The sequence below is a fragment of the Halorubrum trueperi genome, from assembly GCF_042662525.1.
GTDB lineage: Archaea > Halobacteriota > Halobacteria > Halobacteriales > Haloferacaceae > Halorubrum > Halorubrum trueperi.
The window spans coordinates 1-26,224 of the sequence record NZ_JBHSXI010000001.1 but is presented as its reverse complement, the minus strand read 5'-3'; the positions used below and the strand labels follow the sequence as shown (position 1 = coordinate 26,224).

General features: G+C 67.7%; 21 protein-coding genes and 1 pseudogene. 19 read left to right on the top strand and 3 right to left on the bottom strand.

Annotated features, from left to right (window positions below; genetic code table 11):
• The first annotated feature begins 79 nt into the window (after positions 1-79).
• Positions 80-724 carry a riboflavin synthase gene (locus ACFQEY_RS00110; protein WP_379763539.1) on the top strand — a complete coding sequence of 215 codons (645 nt, stop codon included), beginning with the start codon at positions 80-82 and terminating at the stop codon, positions 722-724.
• A gap of 747 nt (positions 725-1,471) precedes the next feature.
• Here the strand turns inward: ACFQEY_RS00110 and ACFQEY_RS00105 are convergent.
• Both ACFQEY_RS00105 and ACFQEY_RS00100 read right to left on the bottom strand, forming a co-directional pair.
• The gene (locus tag ACFQEY_RS00105; protein WP_379763537.1) at positions 1,472-2,170 is read right to left on the bottom strand and encodes a phosphoglycerol geranylgeranyltransferase; all 699 of its coding nucleotides are present in this window, start codon (positions 2,168-2,170) and stop codon (positions 1,472-1,474) included.
• Positions 2,171-2,352: 182 nt separating this feature from the next.
• Complete coding sequence (locus tag ACFQEY_RS00100; protein ID WP_379763535.1) at positions 2,353-3,432, bottom strand: tubulin/FtsZ family protein; 1,080 nt, start codon at positions 3,430-3,432, stop codon at positions 2,353-2,355.
• 75 nt (positions 3,433-3,507) lie between these two features.
• Between ACFQEY_RS00100 and ACFQEY_RS00095 the strand changes: the two genes are divergently transcribed.
• The 12 genes from ACFQEY_RS00095 to ACFQEY_RS00040 all read left to right on the top strand — a co-directional run bounded on the left by ACFQEY_RS00095 (position 3,508) and on the right by ACFQEY_RS00040 (position 16,496).
• Positions 3,508-4,293: a DUF7310 family coiled-coil domain-containing protein gene (locus ACFQEY_RS00095; protein ID WP_379763532.1), complete on the top strand. Its 786-nt coding sequence runs from the start codon at positions 3,508-3,510 to the stop codon at positions 4,291-4,293.
• 27 nt (positions 4,294-4,320) lie between these two features.
• A complete protein-coding gene (locus ACFQEY_RS00090; protein WP_379763530.1) occupies positions 4,321-4,791 on the top strand; it encodes a DUF7311 family protein in 471 nt (156 codons plus the stop codon).
• Between the two features lie 33 nt (positions 4,792-4,824).
• Positions 4,825-6,777 (top strand): ATPase, T2SS/T4P/T4SS family, encoded by a 1,953-nt coding sequence (locus ACFQEY_RS00085; RefSeq protein ID WP_379763528.1) that lies wholly within the window; start codon positions 4,825-4,827, stop codon positions 6,775-6,777.
• Complete coding sequence (locus ACFQEY_RS00080) at positions 6,774-8,609, top strand: type II secretion system F family protein (RefSeq protein WP_379763526.1); 1,836 nt, start codon at positions 6,774-6,776, stop codon at positions 8,607-8,609. The genes ACFQEY_RS00085 and ACFQEY_RS00080 overlap by 4 nt, the downstream gene beginning before the upstream one ends.
• Before the next feature lie 75 nt (positions 8,610-8,684).
• Positions 8,685-9,173 (top strand): DUF7283 family protein, encoded by a 489-nt coding sequence (locus ACFQEY_RS00075; RefSeq protein WP_379763524.1) that lies wholly within the window; start codon positions 8,685-8,687, stop codon positions 9,171-9,173.
• Positions 9,154-9,603, top strand: coding sequence for a DUF7285 family protein (locus ACFQEY_RS00070; RefSeq protein WP_379763522.1), 450 nt, complete (start codon positions 9,154-9,156; stop codon positions 9,601-9,603). The genes ACFQEY_RS00075 and ACFQEY_RS00070 overlap by 20 nt, the downstream gene beginning before the upstream one ends.
• Positions 9,600-10,271 carry a DUF7284 family protein gene (locus ACFQEY_RS00065; RefSeq protein WP_379763520.1) on the top strand — a complete coding sequence of 224 codons (672 nt, stop codon included), beginning with the start codon at positions 9,600-9,602 and terminating at the stop codon, positions 10,269-10,271. Before ACFQEY_RS00070 ends, ACFQEY_RS00065 begins: the two co-directional genes overlap by 4 nt.
• Positions 10,265-13,585 (top strand): DUF7286 family protein, encoded by a 3,321-nt coding sequence (locus tag ACFQEY_RS00060; protein ID WP_379763518.1) that lies wholly within the window; start codon positions 10,265-10,267, stop codon positions 13,583-13,585. Before ACFQEY_RS00065 ends, ACFQEY_RS00060 begins: the two co-directional genes overlap by 7 nt.
• Positions 13,586-13,616: 31 nt before the next feature.
• Positions 13,617-14,123 (top strand): DUF5791 family protein, encoded by a 507-nt coding sequence (locus ACFQEY_RS00055; protein WP_379763516.1) that lies wholly within the window; start codon positions 13,617-13,619, stop codon positions 14,121-14,123.
• A complete protein-coding gene (locus tag ACFQEY_RS00050) occupies positions 14,120-15,016 on the top strand; it encodes an NAD-dependent epimerase/dehydratase family protein (protein ID WP_379763514.1) in 897 nt (298 codons plus the stop codon). The genes ACFQEY_RS00055 and ACFQEY_RS00050 overlap by 4 nt, the downstream gene beginning before the upstream one ends.
• Positions 15,017-15,116: 100 nt before the next feature.
• Positions 15,117-16,292: a DHH family phosphoesterase gene (locus ACFQEY_RS00045; protein WP_379763512.1), complete on the top strand. Its 1,176-nt coding sequence runs from the start codon at positions 15,117-15,119 to the stop codon at positions 16,290-16,292.
• 72 nt (positions 16,293-16,364) lie between these two features.
• Positions 16,365-16,496 carry a hypothetical protein gene (locus tag ACFQEY_RS00040; protein WP_379763510.1) on the top strand — a complete coding sequence of 44 codons (132 nt, stop codon included), beginning with the start codon at positions 16,365-16,367 and terminating at the stop codon, positions 16,494-16,496.
• 711 nt (positions 16,497-17,207) lie between these two features.
• On the opposite strand, the gene pan1 is transcribed toward ACFQEY_RS00040, so the two are convergent.
• The gene (pan1, locus tag ACFQEY_RS00035) at positions 17,208-18,422 is read right to left on the bottom strand and encodes a proteasome-activating nucleotidase Pan1 (protein ID WP_379763508.1); all 1,215 of its coding nucleotides are present in this window, start codon (positions 18,420-18,422) and stop codon (positions 17,208-17,210) included.
• A gap of 160 nt (positions 18,423-18,582) precedes the next feature.
• On the opposite strand from pan1, the gene ACFQEY_RS00030 reads away from it, so the two are divergent.
• The 6 genes and pseudogenes from ACFQEY_RS00030 to ACFQEY_RS00005 all read left to right on the top strand — a co-directional run bounded on the left by ACFQEY_RS00030 (position 18,583) and on the right by ACFQEY_RS00005 (position 25,895).
• Entirely contained in the window at positions 18,583-18,846 is a 264-nt protein-coding gene (locus ACFQEY_RS00030; RefSeq protein WP_379763506.1) for a MarR family transcriptional regulator, read from the top strand.
• A 123-nt stretch (positions 18,847-18,969) separates the two neighbouring features.
• Positions 18,970-19,330: pseudogene (locus tag ACFQEY_RS00025) on the top strand (DUF7966 family protein).
• The gene (gene mre11 / locus ACFQEY_RS00020) at positions 19,327-20,661 is read left to right on the top strand and encodes a DNA double-strand break repair protein Mre11 (protein ID WP_379763504.1); all 1,335 of its coding nucleotides are present in this window, start codon (positions 19,327-19,329) and stop codon (positions 20,659-20,661) included. Before ACFQEY_RS00025 ends, mre11 begins: the two are co-directional and overlap by 4 nt.
• Complete coding sequence (gene rad50 / locus ACFQEY_RS00015) at positions 20,658-23,351, top strand: DNA double-strand break repair ATPase Rad50 (protein ID WP_379763502.1); 2,694 nt, start codon at positions 20,658-20,660, stop codon at positions 23,349-23,351. Before mre11 ends, rad50 begins: the two co-directional genes overlap by 4 nt.
• Before the next feature lie 127 nt (positions 23,352-23,478).
• Positions 23,479-23,928 (top strand): acyl-CoA thioesterase, encoded by a 450-nt coding sequence (locus ACFQEY_RS00010; protein WP_379763500.1) that lies wholly within the window; start codon positions 23,479-23,481, stop codon positions 23,926-23,928.
• A 218-nt stretch (positions 23,929-24,146) separates the two neighbouring features.
• On the top strand, positions 24,147-25,895 hold the full coding sequence (locus ACFQEY_RS00005; RefSeq protein WP_379763498.1) for an L-lactate permease: 1,749 nt from the start codon (positions 24,147-24,149) through the stop codon (positions 25,893-25,895).
• Positions 25,896-26,224 lie beyond the last annotated feature (329 nt).

Below are 26,224 nucleotides of genomic sequence, written 5' to 3'. Positions count from 1 at the left end.
GACGGCGACCGCCGCGCCGGTGGGCTTCGCCGACGGACGAACACCGAACCGATATGTGTCGCGCGCACCCAGTTCGGATATGTTCACCGGCATCGTCGAGGAGATCGGCGAAGTCCGTTCTCGGACCGAAACCGAGGACGGGCTTCGCCTGCAGATCGGCGTCGACGGGTTCGACGACCTCCACCACGGTCAGTCGATAAGCGTCAGCGGCGTCTGTCTGACCGTCGAGGAGTACGGGCCGATCGATGATACGGAAGCGACCGACGACCAGAAAGCGACCGACAGCTCGGAGGGCGTCTGGTTCGAGGTGTTTCTCGCGAGCGAGACCGTCGCCAAGACGTACCTCGGCGACCTCCGCGAGGGCGACGCGGTCAACGTCGAGCGTGCGATGCCCGCAGACGGGCGGTTCGACGGCCACGTCGTGCAGGGTCACGTCGACACCGTCACGGAGGTGGCGGCGATCGAGCGGATCGGGGAGGACTGGCGGTTCACGTTCGTCATCCCCGAGGGTCACGCCGACTACCTCGTCGACAAGGGATCGGTGACGCTCGACGGGATCTCGTTGACGATCGCCGAGAAGCGGGCGGACGAGTTCGACGTCGCGATCATCCCGACCACCCGCGACCTGACCACGCTCTCCGAGAAGTCCGCCGGCGATCCGGTTCACCTGGAGGTGGACGTGATCGCGAAGTACGTCGAGAACATGATGGACGGGTACGTCTAGGGTTTTCGTTTGAGAGGAGAGGACGGCATCGGGTTGGTTCTCGATCGCGTTGATCCCACCAGAATTACCGGTGAAACAGCTAGCAGATAGAGCGTTCGAATTGACCGATCCCGGGAGTGGGGATCGCAGACCGCCGCCGGCGACGTGATATTTAAACGGACGAGCGCGACAGCGACGGCTACTTATAAATGAACGAGGCTGTCGGCGCGCCTCTGAGCGCCCGGCAGGGCGCGAGTAGGGAGGGACCGAAGGTCCCTCTGACAGCCGGCGGCGAAGCCGCCGGCGAGAGCCCGCGAGGGAGCCCGCGGCCGCTTATAAGCGGCCGCGGCGAGGTTGGGGAGGTGTGAGGTGCAGTGCTGTGCGGGGTGGGGCTCAAAGGGGCAGTCGCCGGCGGCTCTGCCGCCGGCTGCCAGAGGCGCTCCGCGCCTCGCGGCTGGGGCTTTGTGAGTGTTCACCGCACCGTCAATCACTTATAAACACTCAACGCCAGAAACACACCGATTCACCGCGCCAGCAACGATATATAAACAACCGCCAGCGACATCACTGTCTCACTGATAAACGACCACTCCTCCGAATTGACATACCTACTCCCGCAATCGATCAGCACCCCTTCTATCTTGAGCATCCGCGAGCGAAGCGAGCGGTTCACCGCCGGCGAGGCGAACGCCGAGCCGGCGGCTTTTTCCCTCCAGGTTTTTCGAGAAGCGGTTCGCGAAGCGAACCCGACGAGAAAAAGGTGGAGGGTCAGGCGTCTTTCGCGCCTTTTACGGTCTCGCGGACGGCGTCGACGCCCTCGTCGTGGAGCAGGTCGCCGACGACGATCACGTCGCTGTGGGCGGCCATCTCGTTCGCCGACTCGTAGTCGCGAATCCCCCCGCCGTAAAACAGCGTGGCGTCGGCGAGAGCGTCGTGGGCGGCCGCGACCTTCTCCGCGTCCCCGAACGTGCCGGAGTACTCGACGTAGACGATCTCCTGACCGAACATGCGCTCTGCGACCTTCGCGTAGGCGGCGACGTCGTCCGCGTCGAGGTCGCAGTTGGCCTCGGTCAGCTGCGCGACGGAGGCCTCCGGGTTCAACACGATGTACGCCTCGGTGTGGGTCCGACTCCAGTCGAGGTCGTCGATGCGAACCCACTCCTTGTGCGCGCCGGTGATCCAGAACGGACCGCCGGCGTTGAACACGGTCGGGATCAGGTACCCGTCGAGCGCCGGCGAGTCGATGACGACGCCCGGGTTCGACGGCTCCTGGTAGAGCGGCACGTCGTACTCGGCGGCGGCGTCGACGACTCGAGTCATCTTCTCCGCGGTGATATCGAGGGTCCCGCCGATCTCGATCGCGTCGGTCCCGGTCCGGCACACGTCCTCGAAGGTCTCCCCCTCCCGCAGCGCTTTGTCGGGATCGACCTTCAGCACGTGGTCCCAATCGTCCCACGGATTGCTCATCGGGAACGAGTCCACCGGGCGGGACCAAAAAGGTGCGGAACCTGCCTCGGCGGCGGATCGCCGCTCCACGCCGGAAGATCGCCGTCCCATGTCGGAAGATCGCCGTCCCATGTCGGAAGATCACCGCGCAATGTCGGAAGATCACCGTTCGACCGCCCAATTCCGGCCGTCCGATCAGGGCGTCAGAGCAGGTCGTCGAGCTCGTCGTTTCGGAACGCCTCCGCGGGATCGAGCGCAACCTCCGGTTCGTCGCGGACCGCCTGTCTGGCCCGTTCGAGAAACTCCTCCACGCGGCGCGAGCGCCCGACGCCCGCGAGGAGAACGAGCGACGCGATCCGCTCCGAGTCGAGCGGGAAGTCGCCGCCGCGGACCTGCATCGATCCAGTCTCCTCCTGAAGCCACTTTCGCCCCTTCTCTGCGCCCTTTCTGGATATCCGGTCGGGATCGCCGGCGACGGCGATCAGCGCGGCGTCGGCGTCCGTCGCGTTCGGCAGGGACAGTCCGGTCATCACCGCGCTCCGAGTTGTGCTCATCACCGTCGTGACGTTCTCTTCGGGGTCCTCGGCGGCCGGTGCGGATGCGAATCCGATCGCCGCCATCCCGCCGGAGCGGAGCGTGTTGATCACCTCGCTCGTGTCGACGACCGACTCGGCGACGCCCTCGACCGACTCGCCGGCGGCCAAGAGGAGACCGACGCGCTTGGCCATCGAGTCGTTGATCGCGGCGTATCCCCCTTCGACCGACTCGCCCGACGCGCGCCACGCGTCGTTGTCGAGTAGTATCGTCGCGTCCGCCTCGCGCACCAACGTCTTCAGCGACCGTCCGGCGTTCACCTGATACATCGCGCCCTCGTCGCGGCCGGGCAGGATTCCGAGGGCGTATATCGGCACGTCGTACACCCGACGCAGCTCGCGAACGAGTACCGGCGCGCCGCCGGAGCCGGTTCCGCCACCGAGCCCGGCGACCACGAACACCGCCTCGACGTCGGCGGTCACCTTCGGATCGAGCGCGTCCAGTACCTCTATCGCGTCCTCGTCCATCACCTCGGCACCGAGTTCATTGTCGCCGCCGACGCCGTGAGCGTTCACGCGCGATTGACCGACGAGGACGGTATCCAGAGGGAGCGGGTCCAGGTCCGTCGAGGCGGTGTTCACCGCGAGGGCGTCGAGCACTGCACCGTACCCGGCGTCGGCGTCGAATTCGGCGAGCGCGGTCGTGAGCTTCCCGCCCGCCTGGCCGACACCGAGGAGGACCGCCTTCATGTACGTACACTCTCCGAGGCGGTCCTAATACGTTTCCCCCGTCACGTTAAGTACCGGACCGCGGCAACCCCCCGCATGCCAAGCGATATTCGCGAATCCGACCGCGCGTTCGCCGACCGTGAGACGAAAACGAGGATCGAGGGTTCGACGGAGCGTTCCGCGACGCCGACCGATCAGACGGCGATTTCGGTCGGCGACGAGCACGGCCCCGGCGGTCGAGATGACGCTCGAAACGACCGTGGCGGTCGCAACGACGGCGGCGACCGGATCGACGAACGTCTTCGTGCGGTCGAGCGGGCGCTCACGGGATCCGACTCCACCGTCGCCGATATCGAGGATTCAGCGGCGGCGACCGCCGAGAGACGGGAGATCGAATCCCGTCTCGGCGATCTCGAAGCGCGCGTCGAGGAGCTGGAGGCGGCGACGCAGGCACTCCGCGGGTACGCGGGATCGATCCGAGCGGTCAACCGCGAGGTCGAGCGCCGTGCGGACCTCGCGCTCGCCAGAGCCGGTAGCGGCGGAACACGAACTGTGGATCCGGAGGACGTGAACGCGAGAGACGCAGGCTCGGGAGGCCTGACTGCGGAAGATCTGGACTCGAAAGACGGGGAGATGAGAGATGAACGTCTGGAAGAGAGAGGCCTGCAAGGATCGGATCTCACAGCCGAATCAACCCCGGACCCTGTCGACGAAGTACCCAGCGAGTCCGCGCTCGACGCCGCGGTTCCGTCCGATCGCTCGCGGGGAACGGCGGGGAAAATCGAAGACGTCGAACGCGACGAGACCCACGGAACCGACCGCGCGACCGACGACCGGTCGTGGCGAACCGAGACGCTCGCCCGCCTCCGTGAGTCCCTGTAACCGCGCGCGGGAAGCGGAGTCGGGACGGTGATTCGCGTCGTCCTCACGGTCGCGGTCGCCGTCGCGCTCCTCGCCGCTTCGATGCCGGTACTGGAGGCCGCACGAACCGATACGACGGTCCAGCGGCTCGATACCCAAGCCGAGCGGATCGAGCGGGCCGCCGCCGGCGTCGTCGCCGGATCGGCCGCCGTTTCGGACCCGTCGCTCGCCGCGCGGACGACGGCAACCGTTCGAAGCCCGAGCGGGATCACCGCGGCTCCCGTCGATCGGCTCGCGCTCGTCGAGAGCGACCGAGGAGAACCCACGGCGACCGTGGCACTCCGATACCGGATCGACGGCGGACCCGAGCGAACCGTCCCGGTCGTGCCCGAGACGGTACCCGCAAACGTCGAGATCGAAAGCGGACCGATCGAACTCCGAACGCGCGGCGACAGTCGGATCGAGTTCCTGTTCGTTAACGACGGTGAGCCGACGATCCGGATCGCGCGCCTCGGGTGACAGTTTATAAATGATACCGCGGCCACGGCCGGCGTGAGCTTCGATATCTCCTCCCTGACGCTCCTCGGAGGCGGCGATACGCCACTTCGGTCGCTGCCGTGGATCGGCGACGAACGAGGTGACTGTCGGTGTACGCCGTCGTTCAGAGAGCCGGTCGGAACCGGCGTCGACGACCGCGTCGTGCTCGCGGTCGACGCCGAAAGCTGTCCGGGACGCGGCGACCTCGCCACGAGTCCGAATTGCCTGGCGACGGTCGTCGAGGCGGTGAGCGAGCGCGACGCCGACGTGATCCGGACGCGACATCGCGGACGGGAGCGGACGTACGCCGGGCGGGCCGCGGCGTGTCTGATCGCCGCGGGCCGGTTCCGCGAGCAGGTGGAGTTCCACGAGACGCGGCTCGCGGAACGGGTGGCGAGAGAGCCCGTCGAGGCGGCTCGCGAGGCCGGCGGACGCGCGGGACCGCCGAGCCGGATCGCCGCGGAGACCGGATTGACCGAAATCGTCTCGGGCGCGGACGGGAGCGGCGACGTGTTGCGCGCGCACGCCGGACCGCGGATCGCGGCCACGCGAGTTGCGACAGCGCCTCCGCCACGGGCCGCGCTCGCCGATCGGTGGGAGCTCGACACCGGTGCGACCGTACGGCTGTACGAGGGGAGCGAGACGCTTCGCACGTACCACCTCACACCCCCCTCGACCGATCTCGACGACGGAGCGATCGAGCGGCTCGCCGCCGCCAAGGATCGGCTCCTCGACGACCCGGCCGGCGGCGACAGGGCACCCGGACGGGCGGTACGCGAGGTCGCTGAGGCCGGTGATCCGATCGCCACGCTCGTCGACGTGCTCCGCCGGCACACCCGAGGATACGGCGCGTTCGAGCACGTGTTCGCGGACGATCGTGTGAGCGACGCGTCGCTGTCCGCACCCGTCACAGAGAATCCCCTTCGGGTCGTCGTCAACGGAGAGCGCTGCCGGACGAACGTCCGACTCCCGCCGGAGGGAGCCGCCACGCTGGCGTCCAGGCTGCGGCGGACGAGCGGGCGCGGTTTCTCACGCGCGAGTCCGACCCTCGACGCGACGCTGAAGACGGAGTCGGGGCGCGTTCGGGTCGCCGCGACCACCGACCCCGCCAGCGACGGCCTGTCGTTCGCCTTCCGTCGCGGGGATCCGGACGCGTGGACGCTCGCCCGGCTGGTGGACGTCGGAACGGCCACACCGGCAGCAGCGGGGCTCCTCTCGGTCGCCGTCGAGCGCGGCGTGGCTGGACTCGTCGCGGGCGGCCGCGGTGCCGGGAAGACGACGGCACTCGGGTCGCTCCTCTGGGAGCTCCCCGCGGAGACACGGTCGATACTGATCGAAGACACGCCGGAGCTTCCGGCGGACGCCTTGACCGCGACAGGACGTGACACGCAGCGTCTCCGGGTGGGAGACGGCGCGGAGCCGTCGCCGAGCGAGGCGGTCCGAACCGCGCTTCGATTGGGTGGCGGCGCGATCGTCGTCGGCGAGGTTCGCGGCGAGGAGGCGCGGGCCCTGTACGAGGCGATGCGGGTCGGAGCCACCGGCGAGACGGTGCTCGGAACCATCCACGGTGAGGACCCGGCGGCGGTCCGTGAGCGGGTGATCACCGACCTCGGCGTCTCCGCCTCGTCGTTCGCCGCGACCGACCTGATAGTGCTCCTCGACGATCACGAGATCACCGCGATCGCCGAGATCGTCGGACGCGGCGAGGAGGTCACGTTCGAACCGCTGTACGAGCGAACCGGAGCAGGATTGCGGGCAACTGGACGGATCGACCGCGGAGAGAGTCGGCTCGTCGGTGCACTCGCCGAGACCGGAGAGACTTACGCGGCCGTTCGCGGCGTGATCGATCGGCGGACGGATCGGATCCGGAAGGCGGTGTGTGAGGGGAGAACCGCACCCGAACGGTACGTCGACGGGAGCACAGTCGTCGACGGCGGAGCCGACGACGTCGATGGGCGCGGTCGATGAACGAACCGGGTGCCACGGCCGAAACCGAAGCGGTTCGTCGACGCGGGAGCGACAGCGACGACACGGGATCGACAGAACTCCGACGAGCGGTCGCGTTCCTCGGGTGGGACTGGACCGCCGATCGCGTGATCGAGATCGGGTACAGAACGGGGATCGCCGTCGGACTCGCCGTCGGACTCGTCGCCGCATTTGTGGGCGGCCTGCTCACTGGGATCCTGTTCGGGCTCCTCGGCGGACTCGTCTCGGCCCATCTCGTTCACCGCGGTCCGGTGTGGCTCGCCGCGCTTCGGCGGACCCGGGCGCTCGGGGCCGCGCCCGGCCTCGTCGGTCGCCTCGTGTTGCGGATGCGACTCGATCCATCCACGGAGCGCGCCGTCAGATTCGCCGCTCGGACCGGCGACGGTCCGCTGGCCGAGGGGCTGGCGCGCCACGAGCGGGCAAGCGCGGACTCCCCGACGAGCGGGCTCCGGAGGTTCGCCCGCGAGTGGCAGCCGTGGTTCCCGGCGATAGATCGAGCCGCCGCCCTTGTCCGAACCGCCGCGTCAGCGCCGGCGGAGCGGCGAGGGCGGTGTCTGGATCGCGCGCTCGACGCGACGATTGCCGGAACGACGGAACGGCTCGCTGCCTTCGTCGGCGCGGTCCGCGGTCCCGTCTCCGCACTGTACGCCTTCGGGGTGCTCCTCCCGCTGGCGTTGATCGCCCTGCTGCCCGCCGCCGCGGCGACCGGCGTTCCGATCGGACCAAGGGTCGTGGCCGTGCTGTACCTCGTCGTGCTGCCGTCCGGCCTGATTGTCGCCTCGGGGTGGCTGCTCTCCCGACGGCCGGTCGCGTTCGCGCCGCCGTCGATCGGTCCTGACCATCCGGACGTCCCGAAACGTGGGGTCCACGCCGTCGGGGTCGGGATCGGAGCCGGCGCTGTCGCCGCCGCGGTCACTGCGCGGCTCGTCACGCAATGGGCCGCGCCCGTTTCCGGCCTCGGCGTCGGGTCGGGCGTGGCGATGCTCGTCGCCGTGAGACGCCGCCGGGCGGTTCTGTCCGACGTGCGGGCGGTCGAGCGGAGCCTTCCGGACGCGATGACGGTGATCGGCGGCGACGTCGCCGAGGGAGTCGCCGTCGAGACGGCGATCGCGAACGCCGGCGAACGGCTCGACGGTGCGACCGGCGAGTTGTTCGAGCGCGCCGGACGCCGGAGCAACGCGCTCCGCGTCGGCGTCCGAGAGGCGTTCCTCGGCCGCGGCGGACCGGCGGAGCCGATCCCGTCGCCGCGCGTTCGCGGGACGGTGGCGCTCCTCGCCGTCGCCGCGAGAGAAGGTCGCCCGGCCGGTGACGTTCTGCTCGAGCTCGCGGATCAATTGGAGGCGCTTCGCGAACTCGAGGGCGACGCCCGCCGGCAACTGGCGACCGTGACGGGGACACTGACGAACACCGCGGCGGTGTTCGCACCGCTCGTCGGCGGAGCGACGGTCGCGCTCGCGACCGGGATCGATGCGGTCGACGCCGGCGGAATGGGTGCCGGAGCGACGGCCGGTGCGGACGCCCTCGGACTCGGAGGCGGGGCCGGAGTCGATGCCGGCGGCGGTGCGGTCGGAACGGCCGGCGAAACGGCGGGGGAATCGGGGCGATCCGGACGGCCTGGTGCGCTCTCCGTACCGGTTCTCGGACGGATCGTCGGCGCGTACGTGGTGATCCTCGCGACGCTGCTCACCGCGCTGGCGACCGGGTTGGAACGCGGGTTCGATCGGACGCTCGTCGCCTATCGGATCGGGATTGCGCTGCCGACCGCGACCGCGACGTACCTCGTCGCGTTCGTCGGAGCGAGGATGCTCCTGTGACCCGTCGTCGAACCGGCATCGAGTGGGTGGTCTACGGGACGATCCTTTAAATACCAAGCCGCGGCCAGCCGCCCCATGTTCGAGACTCACCTCGACGCCACGTACGCGTGGTTCGGCCTTGCGCTGGTGAGCGTCGCGACGGTCGGCGTCGCCGCCGCGCTGCCGGCCTCACCACCCCCGGATGCGAACGGCGTCGCGCACACGATCGACTCGGTCGCAGACGGCGAACACCCTGCGACGGCCGAGCACGGGATCGCGGCGACCCGGATCCGCCTCACCAACCGCTCGATCGCGCTCAGCGGGAACGGCGGAACCGCAACCGCTGCGCTTCGCGCGCCGCGGATCACGCCCGTTTCGACCGACGTGGGAATGACTGCGGACGACGACCGGCTCCGACGGGTGCTCGACGGCGTTCCCCCGACCGCCGCGTTCGACGATCCGGATTCGCTCGCGGCGGCCGCGAAGCGCGCGCGAACGACCGAGTACGAGTGGCGGCCGGCCCCGAATCGGGTCACCGTGAGACGGGTTCACTACGGAGGGGTCCATGTCACGCTCGTCGGATGAGCGCCCCCTCGCTCGGAATTGCACCGCAACCCGCGCCGGGGACCGGGCCGCGGTTGAGCCGCTCGCCGCGCTCGTCGCGGTGCTCGCCGTCGGAGCGGCGCTCGGGCTGTACGTCGTCGCCCTCGACGACGCGAGTCCGGAACGGGAACGACCGGCCGCCGAGGCGACGCTCGATCGGATCGAACCGGAAGTGACCGTCGGCGGGATCGTCGATCCCGAGCGACTGGATCATGTCGAGCCGATCCACCCCAATGCGGTTGTCGAACTGGAAGCCGGCGGTCGGACGTGGCGGCTCTCCGGTGCCGAACCGCCGGGGACGGAGGGGACGAGGGAATCGGCCGGCGTCGCGGTCGCCCAGCGGTCGGTGACCGTTCGCACCGGACCGGGTCGGAACGCTCACGGACGGCTCCTGGCGGTGGTTCGGCGATGACAAGTACCGTGCTCGACGTGACGGTGCTGCTCCTGTGCGTGTCCGCGAGCGCGGTCACGCTCGGCGCGACCGGAAGCGACATCGGCGGATCCGAGCCCACGGCCGCCGAGGTCGCTGACCGACTCGCGACGGAGACGGTGACCGTGACATACCGATCCGAAGGTGCGCCCGACAGAACGCGGACCGTCCACGCGACGCGTGCGGAGATGCTGGCGATCCTCGCATCGGAGCGAGGCGGGGGGACGAACGCGTCCGAATCGAACGATCGGTTCGGAACGACGGTGGAAGCGGCAATCGGGAACGGACTCGGGAGGAGAACGCGGATCGACGCGGAAGCGGTGATGACGTCCACGAACGAAGAATCCGCAACGTCGTCCGATCGGACGGCGGATGAGGCCTTCCGGTGGGCGACGAACGGTGCCGAGACCGCGACTCGATCTCCGAGTGATCAGGGGATACCGTGGCGGCTTGATCGGGCTCGCGGTAGCGGTTCGGGAACGAACGACAAAGACGAAACGGGGAGCGAGGGAGAGAAGGCGATCGAACCGGTCGCCGTCGGTAGCGATCCCCCGCGAAACGCCGATGTCACAGCGGCAGTCGTCACGCAGCCGGTATCGAACGAGATTGACGACGTCGAGTCAGTTCGGATCGTGGTCAGGAAATGGTGAACGTGGGACCGTTTGGGAAGAACGGAGGGAGCAGATCCGACGGGCGGCCTCGGACGTTCGCCGTCGACGAGCGGGCTCGGATCCCCTTCGCGCTGATCGGCGTCCTGCTGCTCGTAACGAGTTCGACGTACGCCGCGGGGATCGCGGATCAGGGTCTCGTGGCGGAGGACCGTAGCGTCGAACGGGCGGTCGAACGAGTCGACGTGGACTCGACCGCCGCGCTCAGGGCCGCGGCTCGCGAGGCGGCCCATGACGCAGCTGCGGAGCCGGTGACCCGCGCTCCGGGCGACGACGGAGCCGGAACGAAGGCAGTCCGGGAGAAGTCCGCTTTCGAGGACGCGTTCCGGATTCGGCTGGCGATCGCAGGCGCTGAAGCGCTATCGGCGGTCGATGCAGATATCGGCGGGGTCGACGCAAACGCGTCGCTGCCGCGGGTTGCCGATCCGAACCAGCTGGCGGCGGCGCGCGATCGCGTCCGGATCGAGTCGGTCGCGAACGGAACGGCGACGCGAGTGACGTTCGAGGGCGTCGAGACGACCGCGAGACGGAACGGGCGAACGGTCGCCAATCGGACCGGAGACCGGACGGTCGTGGTGGCCGTCCCGACGCTCGCGGCGCACCAACGGATGAATCGGTTCGAGACGCGACTCGATCGGGGACCGGTCGAGGGTCCCGGACTCGGTCGTCAAGTGACGGCGAGTCTCTACCCGATGGCCTGGGCCCGCGGGTACGGTCAGTACGCGGGTGCTCCCGTCGAGAACGTCATCGCGAACCGACACGTGGAGCTTTCAACGAACGCGGGGATCGTCAGGACGCAACGCGACGTCTTCGGAACGAGCGACCCGAACGCCCGCGGTGGAGTCGCGCGAGCGACGGCTGAGACCGGAATCACAGATCTCTTGAAGCCGACCGGCGTTCACGAGACCTCGTGGACCGAGACGGTTCTCGGTTCGCCGACGACGACACCGGCTGACGGGACCGAAGGAGGAGAACGAGCGGGTGAAGTCAGCGGAACTGACGGCACACCGACCGAGGACAGCGCGTTCGGACCGGGTACGCAAGGCACGGATAGAACGGACGAGCGAACGTCGGTCCGTGTCGGCCACGCGGCCGACGTGGGAGAAACGTCAGTCCACGATCGGCTCGACGATATCGTCGAGGGGACGTACAGAGTCCGTGCGGACGTCGAAACGTCCACGGAGCAGATCGCCGACGGGGGACGGCCGACACCGCCGAGGCCGTCTCCCGTGCCCGGCGGAGCGTGGGAACGGATCGACGTGTCGCGCACGGAACGGTCGCCGACGATCTCCGGGACCGACGTTCCGGAAGCGGTGCCGTCTGGAACGGTACGCCCCGGGGAGGTGGTCACGTTCGGAACCGCGACGCGGGATGCGTCAGTCGAGCGCGTCGCGGTCGCGGAGTGGAGGCGGGAAGTCGTGGAGCGCGGACCCAACGGAAGCATCGTCGACGTCGACGTTCACCGGACGACGACCAGCGACGAGACGACCGACCGCTACCGGGTTCGCGTGGCGGTCGCCGGGGAACACGCCCCGATGGACCGCGCGCCGGATCGACCCACCGCGACCTTCGGTTCGGGGCGCGCCACCGACGGACCTGACCTGCGCGACGCGCCTCCCGCGGCTCGATCCGACCTCGGCATCGACACGCGAGCCGGAGTCGATCGCATCGCGAACGACGCGGTCCGACACGGAGACGTCACCCGGTCGACCACCGTGTACGGCGACGTGACCAGCGGCGATCGCGATCTGGCCGCGAGGGGCGTCGCGACGCTCGCGTCAGATGTCCGGGAAATCGAGGTCGAACCGTCGATGGAGGACGCGGCCGTCGGCGACGCCGAACCGTACGCGAAACTGGCGAACGAGCTCCGAGAGCGCCGCACCGAGCTCGTCGACGCGCCGTCGACGTACGACGGGGCGGCCGATCGCGCTCGAGCTGCCGCTCGCGAAGCGTATCTGGACGCTGTCATCGACGAGTTGGACGCTGCCGCGGACGATCAGGAAACCGCGACCGACGCGTTCCTCGATCGGGTAAACGGGGCCTTCGACGGCCCGCCGGTCGGCGACGTGATAGCCAGCCGCGAGGCCGCTCGCGACCCCGGAACGTACACCGTCGCCGACGACGGACCGGGGGGTGCCGTAACGTTCGCACCCAACGGTTCGCCCGGGTACCTCCCTCGAACGACCGTCGACGGGGCGACCGTCGAGGGGCTGAACGGGACGACGACGCGACCCCTCGCGGTCCGGAACGTGAACTACGTGACAGTCCCGTACAGCGACGTATCGAGCGGCGTGGTCGATCGGGTGCTCGGAACCGAAGACACTGTTCGCCTCGAAATGGCCGGGAGGGCGCTCCTGATGGCGAACGACGCCCTCGAAACGGGAGACGATCCCGATCTGCGTGCGGACAGAGACGCCCTGTCGAGACAGATCGACGGGTCGTTGCGGGCCGTCGATCGAGAGTTGGCGTCCGCGCTTCGGAGCCACACGTCCCTGTCGAAGAGCGAGCGACGCGACGCGCTCGACGATGCCGCTGCGGCCTCCGAATCGAGGGGGGAGCGAGCGATCGCGGTCGGGGACGGCTCGTACCCCGACCGCGTCGCGGCTGAGGCCGCGTCCGCGGGATTCCTGTCGACTGCGGCTGAGAAATCGCTCGCCGCGCGGCTGCGGGTCGAGACCCGAAGTGCGGCGGGACGGGACGCGGTCCGCGTTCCGACTCGATTCGTCGACGGTCCGACGAACGGCGCGCGGCTACTGCTCAGAGATCGGATGGAGGACTCCATCGAAGGGAGCGCCGCGGAAGCCGGTGGACGGGCGACGGAGAAGGCCAGCGAAGCGGCGGTCGAGGAGTTCGGCGAGAAGTGGTCGGGGAAGCCGGCCCGCAGCGTCGGAGCGGGGCTGCCGGTCGCACCCGTTCCCGGGTATTGGGTGACGACGGTGAACGCCTGGCGCGTCCAGATCCGCGGGGAATATCCGCGGTTCGCGCTGCACGCCGACGTGGGAACGCCCGGGGAGCCGTTCGAGTACGTCAGGACGGAAAACGAGGTGACGATTGACGTGGGCGGGGAGCCGGTTCGACTCGGTGCGACGGAGCCGATCCGGTTCGAAACGCAGACGGTCGTCGTGGTCGGCGTTCCGGCCGGACCGCCGGGCGTCGGCGATGTTGACGGAACTCGCGACGAAACGTCCGGCGGATGGCCGTGTCCGGGATCGATAGGTGAATCGACGCCAGCGAACGACGACTGTTTCGCTTCTGAGGCCGTTTCCGGGACGGATCGGTCGGTAGCCCGACCGTAGCTGTTTTGCGACGCGACGACCGAGGGAACCCATGTTTCACGAGGTCATCGACGACGGGTTGGCGGTGGGAGATGTCTCGGATGCCGCCGACGGCTCAGCGGTGGGAGACGTCGGGGGCGTCGGCGATGGGGGAGAGGACGCCGCGGTGACCGCGGTGGGGCTGCTCGCGGCGTTCGAGACGCTGGTGGCGGAGGCCGCGGCCGAGGTCGGACGCGAAGGGCTCGCCGATGAGACGGATTTGGACGAGTCGACTATCGAGGCAGCCGCCGCCGGGGAGGTAGCTGATATCGCGGTCGCCGACGGTGCGACCGTGGTGGCCGTCGCTCGCGACCGCGACGGCGACGCAATCGTCGCAGAGCTTCGCGATCACCTGTTGATGGGAATGGCGACGGCGGTGCTCGACGTCGACACGATCGCCGCCTCGATCGACGCGGACCTCACCGGTCAGGAGGTCCAGCAGGCGCTGGAGGGTCGGGCCGCGATGACGCTCGGGCAGCTCGCGGAGATCATGGCGGTCGTCGAACGCCGCAAGCGATGAGGGTCGTCGTCGTCGGCTGCGGCTACGTCGGGCTCGAACTCGCGCGCCAGCTCGCCGAGTGCGATCACGACGTGACCGGCGTGCGGCGATCCGACGCCGGTCTCGACGCGATCGAATCGATCGGCGTCGACGCCGTCCGCGCGGACGCGACCGAGCGGTCGTCGCTCACCGCGCTCCCCGACGCCGATGCGGTCGTGTTCGCGGCCAGTTCCGGCGGCCGCGGTGCCGCGGCCGCGCGCGAGGTGTACGTCGAGGGGCTCCGAAACGTGATCGGGGAGTACGGCGAGCGGCCGTCCGAACCAGACAGGCTCGTCTACACGTCCTCGACCGGCGTGTACGGCGACCACGACGGCGGATGGGTCGACGAGGATACTCCGATCGATCCGACGACCGAGAAGACGCGCGTCCTCGCCGAAGCGGAGCGGACCGCGTTGGAAACGGCAGCCGGGGCCGGGATCGACGGCACCGTCGCGCGCTTTGCGGGGCTGTACGGTCCGGACCGCTATCGACTCGACCGCTACATCGACGGGCCGGTCACGGCCGGATACCTGAACATGGTCCATCGAGACGACGCCGCCGGTGCGGTGCGATACCTCCTCGAAGTCGACCACGCCCGGGGCGAAACCGTCCTCGTCGTCGACGACGAGCCGGTCGACAAGCACGCGTTCGCCGACTGGCTCGCCGACGAGTGCGGCGTTCCGCGACCCGAGAAGCGCTCGAAACGCGAACGGGTCGCTGCCGGGGATCTCTCGGCGGCGGCCGAGCGGCGGATCCGGACGAGCAAGCGCTGCTCGAACGACAGACTCCGCGCGCTCGGCTACGAACTAGCCTATCCGACCTTCCGTGAGGGCTACCGCGACGCGGTGCGGGCGTTCCGGACTCTGCGCGGGTGAGCGACTCGTCCGGCCCGGCCGCGCAGGAAGCGTCGCGTCGGCACCGTCCGGTCGGGACCATGACGAACCTTCATGTGCCGGGAGCGAGTCGCGGAAACACATGTGGTCACTGAGCGCGGCCGACGGGGGACTCTCACAGGCCGAGGCGCTCGCCCGAGAGAACCCGGAGTTGACGGTCGCGGCCGTCGTCCTCGCGCTCGTCGCGGTCGCCGGCGCGTACGTCCTGTTCCGCGCCCGTCGGACGCCCGGCGTCAGATTTCGTCGGCTGCTGGCCGAGCAAGACGAGATCGCGGTGGTGATGCATCCGAATCCGGATCCGGACGCGATGTCCGCCGCGCTGGGCGTCGCGTCCCTCGCGGACCAAGTCGGCATCGATGCGACCGTTCAGTATCCCGGACAGATCCGCCACCAAGAGAATCGCGCGTTCCGCACGGTGCTCGACTTGGAATTGGATCCGATCGAACACGTGAGCGATCTGGCCGCCGAGTCGGTGGTGTTGGTCGATCACAACGAGGCGCGGGGGTTCGCCGGGGCCGACGGCGTGCTCCCGACGGCGGTGGTCGACCATCATCCGGGAGACGGCGCAGGCGAAGCGTTCACAGACGTGCGAACTGACTACGGCGCGACCGCCTCCGTCGTCGCGGAGTATTTCCAAGAGAACGACGCGACGCCGGTACCGCCGGACAAGCACGCGAGCGAAACCGACAGCGACCTCACCCTCCCCACGGACACGGCCACCGGGCTGTTGTACGGGATTCTCTCGGATACCAAACACCTCACGGTCGGCGCGAGCGAACCCGACTTCGCCGCCGCCGCGTACCTGTATCCCGGCGTCGACCAAGATCGACTCGATCGGATCGCCAATCCGGCGGTCGACGCGGAGGTGCTGGAAGTGAAGGCGCGGGCCATCGCGGGCCGGCGGATCGAGGGATCGTTCGCCGTCGCGGACGTCGGCGGCGTGAACAACGTCGACGCGATCCCGCAGGCCGCCGACGAGCTGATCCAGTTGGAGGGAGTCAGCGCCGTCGTCATCATCGGCGAGCGCGACGGGACGGTCCACCTCTCGGGCCGGTCGCGCGACGATCGCGTCCACATGGGTAACGCGATCGAGTCAGTGCTCTCCGAGATCGACAACGGCGACGGCGGCGGCCACTCGCGGATGGGCGGCGGGAGGATCACCCCGACCGTCGATCCGACCGGCGACGAGGAGCCGAGCACCGTCGATCGGGACAGCCTCACGGACGCGCTGTTCCGAGCGATGGCCGGGGACGTGTGACGGTTCAAAGCGTCGGGGGAAGACGCCGGGTCGGTCACATACTTTTACCTCTCGAGCGCCGAAGTCGTCCACATGACTCTCGACATCTCGATCGACGACGGCTGGCGCGCGCTTGCCGGCGTTGGCGTCGGATACGCGATCTCGACCGCGCTGATCTTTGCCCTCTTTTTCGTGCTTCCGTATCTAGCGATACGAGGTCTATAGTACTGAAAATCGGAGATATTAGCTCTAGTGAACTCATCGGTAACTGATTCATCGTTCTCAGATCACGGCCAATGTGGTAAGCAGTGAGTGATAGCGGGAGTGGATTTTGCAAATCGCTGCCATCGACGTGGTATTTAAACGAGCAAGCGTACGAACGACAACTGCTTATAAATGAACGGTGCGGTGGCGTCGCCGGACTACGTCCGGCTTCAAGCGAGAGCTTCGCTCTCGCCCTGTGCGCCGGTGAGCGGCCGTTAGGCCGCGAACTGCCCGCACGAGGGACGCCGCGAGCGAAGCGAGCGGCAGCGAGGCGCGAAGTACGGTGACGCAAGGACCGCAGGGAGAGAGTATCGCGAGCGACTGAGGACCGCAGCGAACCGCACGAGCCGTCGCGGCTGGGGCTTTGCAGGTGTTCACCGCGTCGCCGATAGCAACGATCCCTTATAAGGAATCACTGCCAGAGACACAACGATTCACCGCGCCAGCAACGATATATAAACAGCTGACGGCAACACCACTCGTTTACTTATAAAGGTCCACTCCAACGCACTGAGATCCCTCTCTCGTAATCAATCAAGGGACAGTTTCAGCGTCCAGCTGCTTCGAACGAAATATCTCTGAAGAATGGGGCTACAACAGCGGCGAGCTATCGGATAGAGAAGACGAACGCGATCGGACGAAGTCGACGAGTTTACGGGACAGATGCGGGCCCTACGCGAACGCCAGCGAATCGTCTGCGCCGGTCTCCTCGTCCTGTTGGAGCTTCTCGTGAGCTTCGAGGAAGTCGTCGAGCGTGACTTCGGTGCGGTCGTCGCGGATGGCGAACATTCCGGCTTCGGTGCACATCGCCTTGATGTCGGCACCGGACGCCTCGGGCGTCATCGCGGCGAGCTCGTCGAAGTCGATGTCGCTGGCGAGGTTCATCTTCCGGGTGTGGATTTGGAAGATGATCTCGCGCCCGGCGGTGTTCGGCTTGGGAACCTCGATGAGCCGGTCGAAGCGTCCCGGGCGGAGGATGGCCGGATCGAGCATGTCGAAGCGGTTGGTCGCGGCGATGATCCGGACCTCGCCCCGCTCGTCGAAGCCGTCCATCTCCGAGAGCAACTGCATCATCGTCCGCTGAACCTCGGCGTCGCCGGAGGTCTTCGAGTCCGTCCGCTTCGAGGCGATAGCGTCGATCTCGTCGATGAACAGGACGGCGGGCTGGTTCTCCCGGGCGACTTCGAACAGATCGCGGACCAGCTTCGCTCCCTCACCGATGAACTTGTGAACGAGCTCCGAGCCGGCCATCTTGATGAAGGTCGCGTCCGTCTCGTTGGCGACGGCCTTCGCGAGCATCGTCTTCCCTGTCCCCGGCGGGCCGTACAGCAGGACGCCGCTCGGCGGGGTGATGCCGACGTCCTCGAACATGTCGGGGTGCTCAAGCGGCATTTCGACGGTCTCGCGGACCTCCTGCATCTGGTCTTCGAGTCCGCCGATATCGGCGTAGGTGACGTCCGGTGAGTGTTCGACCTGCATGACGCGGGCGCGAACGTCGGTCTCCTTCTCCAGTTTCTTCACGACCGACAGGGAGTTGTTGACCGCGACCCGGTCGTCGGGATCGAGCTTCTCGCGCATCTCGTCCGTAACCTCGGTGAGCGCCTCCTGATTGTTCCCGTGCTGTTTGATGACGGCACCGTCGGGCGTAATCTCCTGGACCGTCGCGACGAACAGCGGGGACTGTTTCAGCTTCTTGTTCTCGTGGGTAAGCCGTTCGAGCTTCTGCTGGTACTTGTTGTTCTCGGCGTTCGCGTCGAGAAGCTTGTCCCGCATCTCCTCGTTCTGTGACTCGAGCACGTCGAGCTCCTCCTGGAGCGACTCGATCTGTTCCTGTCTCGACGCCGACCCATCATAGGGCATGTCGACGTCGTCGACGGTGTCTGTCATTGTGCATAATAAGGCGTCTCGCGCGTAAGAGGTTTCGGGTAGAAACGCTCGGGTACCGATAAAAGACGATCTGAAAGGTCGGTCGGTATAAAAGATGCTCCGTGGTAATTAAACTGGATAGTAAATATTATCTTCCAGCATGAGATAGTGGGGACCACGCATGAGCACCACCGACGCCGTCGCAGCCGAGGAAAACGTCGCGGATCGCTGGAGTGCCGTTCGAGACCTACCACCGAGTGCGAAGCTCGTCGCGAAGGTCCTCGACTACAACGACACGCTCACCCAGAGCGAGCTCGCCGAGGAGACCCTGCTCCCGCCTCGAACCGTTAGGTACGCGCTCTCGCGGCTGGAAGAGGAGGGCGTCGTCGACTCGCGGTTCTCCTTCACCGACGCGCGCAAGCGGCTGTACACGCTCTCGGTGTGAGTGGGCGCTCCCCTGGCGTGAGTGGACGCTCTCTCGGCATGAGTGGACGCGCTCTCGGCGTGAGTCGCGGGCGACTGTCCCCCGTCGCCCGAGACTTATAGCCGATAGCGACGCAGGAAGCACGTGGTCTCGACTACCGCGGTCAAACGGGCGCTCTCCGCGCTGGCAGCTCGCACCGACACCGCGACCAAGCCATCGGCCGCCGTTATCGACGAGGCCGATGCCGCGCGAACCGATCTCCGACGAGCGGCGGCGTTCGTCGACGCCGGCGGGCTCGACCGACTGTCGGATGCGATCGCGGCAGCCGAGCGCGACGGCGACGTGCCCGCGGCCGAGCGCGGCCGGGCGGTCCTCGACGCGTACCATCGGTTCCGCGAAGCGGCCGCCGCGGACGACGAGTGAGAGGTGATCGCACGGACGCGACCACTTTCGCTCCGCCCCCGGAATCCCTAAACCCGATACCGGCCAAGACCCGGACAGATGACACGGGTGATCCACACCGGCGACACCCACGTGGGGTACGCGCAGTACCACTCACAGGTCCGACGCCAGGACTTCCTCGACGCCTTCGGTGCCGTGATCGACGACTCGATCGACGGCGACGTCGACGCGGTGGTCCACGCCGGCGATCTCTTTCACGACCGCCGACCGGAACTCCCCGACCTGATGGGGACGATCTCGGTCCTCCGCCGGCTCGACGACGCCGACATCCCGTTCCTCGCCGTCGTCGGGAACCACGAGTCGACGCGGGGCGGCCAATGGCTCGACCTCTTCGAGCGGCTGGGGCTCGCGACCCGCCTCGGCGACGAACCGACCGTCGTCGGTGACACGGCCTTCTACGGGCTCGATCACGTCCCAGTCTCTCGTCGCGACGATCTCGACTACGCGTTCGCGGGCCACGGCGTCGATCACGCCGCGCTCGTCGCCCACGGCCTCTTCGAGCCGTTCGGGTACGCTGACTGGGACACGGCGGAAGTGCTCGCCGAGAGCGACATCGACTTCGACGCGATGCTCCTCGGCGACAATCACAAGCCGGACGTCGCCGAGGTCGACGACACGTGGGTTACGTACCCGGGGTCCACGGAACGCGCGAGCGCGAGCGAGCGCGAGGGGCGCGGATACAACCTCGTCACCTTCGGCCCCGATGCTGCCGGAGGCGACGATTGCGTCGATATCCGCCGCAGAGCGCTCGACACGCGCCCGTTCGCCTTCGTGGAGGTGGAACTTCACGAGGGCGAGGGAGAGTCGCGAGTCCGCGATCGGATCCGCGAGCACGACCTCGCGGACGCGGTCGTCCTCGTCGACGTGACGGGCGGCGGCGACCCCGTCACGCCCGCCGCGATCGAGACCTTCGCGACCGACGAAGGCGCGCTCATCGCTCGCGTGAACGACCGTCGCGAGGTGGAGACGGACGCCGAGATCGAGGTGAGCTTCGCCGACCCCGAGGACGCTGTCCGCGAGCGTCTCGACGGAATGGATCTCTCGCAGGCCGCTCGCGACGTCGAGGGGGCGGTACGCACCGATTCCATCCCGGACGCCAACGTCAGGGAAACGGTCAAGGACCGGGTAGAGGAGCGGATCGACGATGTCGCCGCATTCGAACGAGTGGAACCGGATGACTCCGAGGGGGACGCCGACGAAAACGATGCTGATGGCGACGAGGGGGACACCGACGAAAGCGATGCCGACGACGACAACGCTGACGGCAACGATGCCGACGGCGGCGTCACCGACGAGATAGGGAAGGACGGCGAGGAAACGAATTCGGGGGCGCGCGACGGCGACGGACAGGTCTCCATGGAGGACTATCTGTGAACTTCGACCGCATTCGGCTCTCGAACTTCAAGCCGTACGGCGACGCCGACCTCCGACTGAGAGAGGGCGTCACGGTCATCCACGGGCTCAACGGAAGCGGAAAGTCCTCCCTTCTAGAGGCGTGCTTTTTCGCGCTATACGGATCGAAGGCACTCGACGGCACCCTCGACGACGTGATCACGAACGGCGAGGAGGAGACGGAGGTAGAGCTGTGGTTCACCCACGACGGAACCTCGTACCGCGTCGAGCGTCGCCTCCGGGATTACGGCGACCGCATCGACCACCAGTGCACGCTCGAAGCGATTGACGGAGGCGACGTCACCCGCGACGGTGCACGTGCGGTTCGCGAGTTCGTCTCCGGTCTGCTCCGGATGGACGCCGAGGCGTTCGTCAACTGCGCGTACGTCCGGCAGGGTGAGGTGAACAAGCTGATAAACGCCTCTCCGCGCGAGCGACAGGACACGATCGACGACCTGCTCCAGCTCGGAACGCTGGAGGAGTACCGCGAGCGCGCCGGCGACGCGCGACTCGGCGTCGAAGACGTTCGAAACGCCAAGCGCGCGGTACTGGAGGACAAGGAGACACAGATCGAGCAGAAAGAGGACCAGAACCTCCACGAGCGGCTCAACGGCCTCGAAAGCGAACTCTCGGAGGTGACCGGGGAGATAGACCGCTACGAGGCCCAGCGAGAGCAGGCAAAAGAGACCCGCGACGAGGCGGCCGAGACGTTGTCGACCTACGAGGAGAAGCGGGCGGATCTGGAGGCGGTCACCGACAAGATCGACGAGATCGAGGCGGCCGTCCGCGAGACGGAGCGCGAGCGCGACGAGCACCGAGAGGCGATCCGCGAGGCGCGAGAACGGATCGATGGGCTCGAGGCCGAGATCGACGACCGGCTAGATGCGGCCGATCTCGACGCAGCGAAGCCCGAGGCGATCGCGGAGCGCCGCGCGGCGCTCGACGACCGCGAGACCGGGATCCGCGAGGAGCTCGACGACCGCCGGGTGAGCGCCGAGGCATATCGCAATCAGGCGACGAACCTCGCGGAAAAGGCGGACGACCTCGCCGACCGCGCCGAGCAGGCCGAAAGCGAGGCCGTCGACCTCGCGGACGAAGCCGACGCAGCCGGGACGGAGGCCGACGAGCGCGAGTCGGCCCTCGAGGAGCTCCGCGAAGAGGGAGCGTCCCTTCGCAACCGATTCGCCGACGCCGAGACCGATATCGACCGCGACGAGGTCACGGAGAGACGCGAGAGGCTTCGCGAGAAGCGGGGCGAATCGCGCGAGCGGAGCGCGGAGCTCTCCGCGGAGCTGAAGAACGCCCGCGAGCGCGTCGCGGAGGCGGAGGAGCTGCTCGCGGCGGGCAAGTGTCCCGAGTGCGGTCAGCCCGTCGACGAATCTCCGCACGCCACGGGGATCGAAGAGGATCGCGAGCGGGTCGCGGAGCTGGAGACGGCACTGGAGGAGACCCGCGAGTGGACGAGCGATCTCGACGCCCGGATCGAGGCCATCGACGCGCTCGTCGACGCGGCGGAGCGGCTCGGCGAGATCGACGAGACGATCTCGATGTTGAACGAGCGGATCGAGGAGAAACGCGAGGAGGCAGAGACGAAGCTGGACGCCGCCGCTGAGAGGCGCGAGCACGCCGCGGACCTCCGAGAGCAGGCCGATGAGACGAGAGAGGTCGCCGAGTCGAAACGCGAAGACGCCGTCGAGACCGCCGAACGGATCGCCGAACTGGAGGACGCGCTCGATGCGGTCACGGACGCGAGAGAAGCCGTCGATGCGGTCGAAGAGCGGTTGGAGGCGGTCGAGGAGGCGGAAGATCGAATCGAACGACGCCGCGAGCGGCGCGAGAACCTCGACGAGGTGAACGACGAGCGGCGCGGCCGACTCGCCGACAAGCGTGAACGGCGCGACGAGCTGACGGCGGCGTTCGACGAGGACGCGGTCGGCGAGGCCGAAACGAGGAAGGAAGAAGCCGAGGCGTACCTCGAACGCGTCGAGGCGGAACTCGATCGGCTCGCGGAGCGACGAACCGAGCTCGATAACGCCATCGGCGAGGTCACCGGCGATCTGAAACGGCTCGAGGCGCTGCGTGAGGAGCGAGACGAGCTGGCCGAAACCGTCGAGGCGCTCGAATCGCTTCACGAGGAAACGAGCGAGCTGGAGTCGATGTACGGCGACCTCCGCGCGGAGCTACGCCAGCGCAACGTCGCCGAGCTGGAGCGAACCCTCAACGAGACGTTCGAACTGGTGTACGGCAACGACGCCTACTCGCACATCGAGCTCGACGGCGAGTACGTCCTCACCGTCTACCAGAAGGACGGCGAGCCGCTCGACCCTGAACAGCTCTCGGGCGGCGAGCGCGCCCTGTTCAATCTCTCGCTGCGCTGTGCGATTTACCGGCTGCTCTCGGAGGGTATCGAGGGGGCAGCGCCGACCCCGCCGCTCATCCTCGACGAGCCGACCGTCTTCCTCGACTCGGGGCACGTCTCCCGGCTCGTCCGGCTCGTGGAGGAGATGCGCGGCTTCGGCGTGAAACAGATCCTCATCGTCAGCCACGACGACGAGCTGGTCGGCGCGGCCGACGAACTGGTGACGGTAGAGAAGGAACCGCGCTCGAACCGGTCGACGGTTCGACGGGAGGACGCCGTCGAACTCGACGTCGCGTCGCTCGCTGACGACTGAGCGGCGGGATCCGACGAGAGCACCGCTCGCTGTAGATCCGGGCGCGCTCGAAAATTGTAGTACGAGCGCGCCCGCGAATTCCCGCGCTCGCCGACGGGTCTTTCCGGCGTCCGGTGCTCCAGAACGTATGCCGACCGTCAGCGACACGTACATCGAGAACCGCCAGCGAGTTCAGCCCACCCACACGAACAACTACGAGTCGGCACACGGGGGCAACGTCGTCAAGTGGATGGACGAGGTGGGCGCGCTGTCCGCGATGCGCCACGCCGGCGAGACCTGCGTCACCGCCAAGATCAACGAGCTCGATTTCAAGCGCCCCATTCCGCAGGGCGACACGTGCGTCATCGAGTCGTACGCGTACGCGGCCGGGCGAACGAGCGTCCGCGTCCGTCTGCGCGCGTTCCGGGAGTCCCCGCGCACCGGTGAGCGTGAAGTGACGACGGAGTCGTACTTCGTGTTCGTCGCCGTCGACGAGGACGGTTCACCGACGCCGGTCCCGGACTTGGAGACCGCCGGGGCCCGGTGCCGACGGCTCCGCGACACCGCGCTCGCGGCCGAGCCCGACGAGGAGAGATAGCGGCGACGGCGACGAATTGGCCCACAGTCACGGTTGGTGCGGACCGACGTTGAGCGGACGCCCGCCGAAATTCCCTTCATTTCGCCCGATAGTTCCTGCGGGAAGTCGAGGATTTATAATTAATGACTGTGATGCACGTCGCGTTGCATGTGGATGTCAACAGGTGACACGAGCCGTCGACGGTATCGAACGAACGAGAACGAACGTGGGGGAGACGTATGACGACCGGAGTCGACATCGTGGTGGCGGCGCTCCCGCTTCTGCTCGCTGGCGTCCTACTTATCGGATTCCTCTGGCCGGCGACCCGCGCGATGCCGCTGGCGTGGGTCGCCGCGCTCGTGGTCGGGTACACCGCGTGGAGCATGCCGGTGAACTGGCTGGCCGCGGCGTCAGCGGTCGGGGTGATGACCGCCTTCGAGATCCTCTGGATCGTCTTCGGCGCGCTCGTCCTCCTGTACACGCTGATGGAGGCTGGTGCGTTCGATCGGATTAACCGCGGATTCGCAACGGTCAGCGACGACAGGCGCGTACAGATCGTGTTGATCGCCTTCTTCATGGCGACCTTCATCGAGGGAGCGGCCGGGTTCGGAACGCCCGCCGCAGTCGTTGCGCCGCTCCTCCTCGGACTCGGCTTCCCGGCACTCGCCGCCGTGGTCGCCGGGATCATCGGCCACATCATCGCCGTCACGTACGGCGCGGTCGGAACGCCGATCGTCGTCGGTATCCAGGACCCGCTGGAGAGCGTCGAATTCACCCGCCAAGCGATCGAGGGAGGTGGGATGACCGTTCAGGAATTCTCCTTCGAGGTGGCAGCGTGGGCGGCGACGTACCATGCCCTGGTCGGGTTCGTGATGCCGCTTTTCGCGGTCGGGATGGTCGTCTACTTCTTCGGCGATCCGGACGACCGCTCGCTCGCGCCGGCCTGGGAGGTCGCACCGCTGTGTTTGCTCTCCGGGATCGCCTTCGCGGTCCCGTACTGGCTCTCGGCGTGGTTCCTCACGGCCGAGTTCCCGTCGCTCATCGGATCGATGGTCGGCGGCGCGATCATCCTGAGCATCCTCCGCGCGGGGTACCTCCTGCCTGACGACGAGTGGGAGTTCCCCGAGCGCGAGAAGTGGGAGGATCATTGGGTCGGAACGATCGAGCCGGGACAGTCGAACGGATCGAACGGCAAAGACACCTCGATGGAGGCCGAGGCCGCCGACCTCAGCGGCGGCGAGGACATGACCCTCATGAGGGCGTGGTCGCCGTACGTCCTGCTCGTGCTCCTGCTGGTCGTGACGCGTGCGGTCGCACCGGTCTCTAATTTCATCAACCGCGACATCTTCATCCTCAGCTGGAACGAGATTCTCGGGACCAGCCTCAGCGGAGCCGTCGCGTGGATGAACGTGCCGGGGTTCTGGCTGCTCGTGAGCGCCGTGCTCGCGATTCCGATCTTCGGCATGTCAGGCGAGGAAGTTGGTGAAGCGTGGAAAGAGGCCGCCCGAAAGATCGTCTCGCCGTTCATCGCGCTCATCTTCGTCATCGCGATGGTGCAGGTGATGCTCCAGTCCGGCGCTCATCCGGGCGCGCCGGAAGCCGGGAGCATGATCGTCCTGCTCGCGCAGACGACCGCCGACACGCTCGGCGTGGCCTACCCCGCCGTCGCGTCGCTGATCGGCGCGCTCGGCGCGGCGATGGCCGGATCGAACACCGTCTCGAACATCACCTTCGGCGCGTTCCAGTTCGAGGCGGCGACGCAGCTCGGGCTCCCGCGGACGATCGTCGTCGGCGCGCAGGCCGTCGGCGGTGCCATCGGGAACCTGGTCGCGATTCACAACCTCGTCGCCGCGCTGGCGACGGTCGGTCTCCTCGGACAGGAGGGCCGGGTGATGCGACTGAACATGATCCCGCTTCTGTACTACGCGACGGGCGTCGGCGTGCTGTGCGTGCTGTTCAGCTACGTGCTGTTCCCCGGCGTGTTCTGAGCCGGGACGCGACGCCGCGACGCGGATTTTTTTATCGACGCCGACCCGAGAGCGACGGAATCGTCGGACGGTGAGAACAGAAGACGACCGACAGCGGTTGTGATGAGGGCATTATAGAATGGTTATTCTCACCTAGATCAGGCTGAACATACTGCTGACCAGACCTCCGTCTTGATCGATTGCGGAAGTGAGGATCGCAGACCGCCGTCGGCGACGTGTATTTAAACGGCCGAATGTGGCGGCGACGGCTATTTATAAATATAGAGTCGGTGGCGTGCCTCCGAGCGGCCGATAGGCCGCGAGGAGCCCGCGAGGGAGCCCGCGGCCGC